Source organism: Pseudomonas sp. FW305-7 (assembly GCF_058786735.1).
Genome location: NZ_JBYSZA010000064.1, coordinates 1 through 2,488, shown reverse-complemented (window position 1 = coordinate 2,488; position 2,488 = coordinate 1). Strand labels below are relative to the sequence as shown.

Sequence of the window (2,488 nt, the reverse complement as noted above, 5' to 3'; positions counted from 1 at the left end):
CCCTTGAGGTGCGCCCCGAACCCGGCGATTTCATCATGTTCAATTCGCGCTGCATGCACTCGGTGACGCCGGGTGTGGCGGATCCGCGCCTGAGCCTGTCCTTCTTTGTCGGCTATCGCGGCAATGCTTCACCCCTGACTTTCTGGAGCTGAGATGTTATCGAATTACCTGGGCGAGTTTCTGGCGCTGGCCACCATTCATTTCCTCGCCGTGGTCGCTCCCGGCCCGGACTTCGCCGTGACCATTCGCCAGAGCGTACGCTTTGGCCGACTGGTGGGAATCTGCACGGCGCTGGGCATCGGTGCGGGAATTTCCGTACACGTTCTCTATACGTTGCTCGGCGTTGGCGCATTGATGCACACCACCCCGTGGTTGCTGACGGTCGCCAAAGTGATTGGCGGTGCCTACATCCTGTATCTGGGTGTCAGCCTGTTGCGCAGCAAACCGAAATCGACACTTGAAGGTGACAAAGGCACCGATGAGCCGGTCGCTGAACAAACCTTGTTCAAAGCCTTCAGCACCGGTTTTCTGACCAATGCCACCAACCCCAAAGCCACGCTGTTTTTTCTGGCGATCTTCACCACGATCATCAGCGCCAGTACGCCGCTGCAGATCCAGGCGTTTTATGGCTTGTGGATGTGCTTTGTGAACGCGTTGTGGTTCGTGATCGTCGCGCTGTTTTTCTCCAGCAACAAAGTGCGCTTGCTGTTCATGCACATGGGCCACTGGTTCGAACGCACGATGGGCGTGGTGCTGATTCTGTTTGCCGGTCGACTGATGCTGTCCTGGTAATTTGCCCTACAACGCAAAAGGCCCGCCGACTTTCATCGGCGGGCCTTTTTCATTTCAACTGCCGGGCGCTAACCTGACCCGACTGCTATGAATAAACCGCGAGCCCATCAACACTGTTGCCAGCGTCAACGCGGTAATCAGACCTGACCAGATGCCTTGCGGACCCCACTCCAGGCCAAAGGCCAATCCGACACCCAGCGGTACGCCCACTCCCCAATAGCAAAAGATCGCGATCCACATGGGTATGCGAGTGTCCTGCAAACCGCGCAACGCGCCGGCGGACAACATCTGCAAACCGTCGGGAAATTGCAGTGCTGCGGCGTATAACAACAGCGTCGAGGCCAACGCGGTCACGGCGATGTCCGAACTGTACAAACTGGCGATCGCTTCATTGCCCAACAGCAGTATCAGCACCGACACACTTTGGGCCGCGAGGACGATGACACACCCCGCCCATGCGGCCTGCCTGACACCCTTGAAATCACCGCGCCCCAATGCATGCCCGACGCGTACTGTCGTCGCCTCGGCCACGGCGACCGGGATCATGAAACACAACTGAGCCAGGTTCACCGCAATCTGATGCGCTGCAAGAAAAGTCGATCCCAGCCGCCCGATCAACAACGACGTGACAATAAACAGACTGCCCTGCATCAGGATGGCAATGCCAATCGGCATGCCCGTCCTCAACAAATCGGCGATTGCCGCACGGCATGGCGGATCGAAACGGGCGAACAGCTGCAAATGCGCAAGACGTTTGCCGTACCAAAGATACCCGGCAAACAGCAGTGCCTGAAGCCACATCATGATCGCCGACGCGATGCCCAGACCTTGCGCGCCCAACTCGGGAAACCCGAGCTTGCCGTTGGTCAGCACATACCCCAGAGGTGCCAGGACCAACAGCCCGCCGAAGCTGAAAATCATCGTCGGGCGCATCCAGTGCATCCCTTCGCATAAATAGCGCATGCAGAAAAACAACGTCAGCGCCGGACTCCCCCAACGCACCGCGTGCAAAAAGGCCTGCGCCCCGGGAATCATCTCCTCGGCGATGCCGGCAGGCTCCAGCAGCACCGGCGCGATACTCAGAAAGACGAACATCAGCAGGCCCATCGACAACGCCAGCCACAAAGCCTGGCGAAAAATCGGGCCAATCTCAGACAGGCGATCAGCGCCAGACAAACGCGCCACCGAGGCCGTTAGCGCGATCAACGTGCCAATCGGCACCAGCATCGGCAGCCACAGCAGCGCGGTGCCCAGCGTCACGGCGGCCAAGGTGTCTGTGCCGTGATTGCCGGCAATGAGATTGTCAACGAAGGCAATCAATCCGGCACACACGTGCCCCACGACCAACGGCAGCGCCAGAAGCGCCGTTGCACGAACCTCGGGCAGAGCGCCACGAGATGCAGATATCAATGACATTAAGAGAAGATCCTGAGAGGCGATAAACGGGATCGGCCACGGGAGCCGACGACGGGATCGTTATCCCAGAATCAACCTTGCGCTGGCTGTCGGACGCTTCCGGATTTTTCGTTTTCGCTGTAGGAGATTTGTAACAGAGGGCAGAAACACAAAAAACGCACAAACAAAAACGCCGCTCATCACTGAGCGGCGTTTTTGTGAATTTGGAGCGGGAAACGAGACTCGAACTCGCGACCCCGACCTTGGCAAGGTCGTGCTCTACCAACTGAGCTATTCCCGC

At 58.3% G+C, this 2,488-nt stretch carries 2 protein-coding genes, 1 tRNA gene and 1 pseudogene; 2 read left to right on the top strand and 2 right to left on the bottom strand.

Going from position 1 to position 2,488, the window contains the following annotated elements:
• A pseudogene (locus tag AC3WMT_RS30805) lies at nucleotides 1-152 on the top strand (2OG-Fe(II) oxygenase); the annotation flags it as partial.
• 1 nt (nucleotide 153) lies between these two features.
• Entirely contained in the window at nucleotides 154-792 is a 639-nt protein-coding gene (locus tag AC3WMT_RS30800) for a LysE family translocator (RefSeq protein WP_103307426.1), read from the top strand.
• Nucleotides 793-846: 54 nt separating this feature from the next.
• On the opposite strand, the gene AC3WMT_RS30795 is transcribed toward AC3WMT_RS30800, so the two are convergent.
• Both AC3WMT_RS30795 and AC3WMT_RS30790 read right to left on the bottom strand, forming a co-directional pair.
• On the bottom strand, nucleotides 847-2,208 hold the full coding sequence (locus tag AC3WMT_RS30795; protein ID WP_103307427.1) for an MATE family efflux transporter: 1,362 nt from the start codon (nucleotides 2,206-2,208) through the stop codon (nucleotides 847-849).
• Between the two features lie 204 nt (nucleotides 2,209-2,412).
• Nucleotides 2,413-2,488, bottom strand: a tRNA-Gly gene (locus tag AC3WMT_RS30790).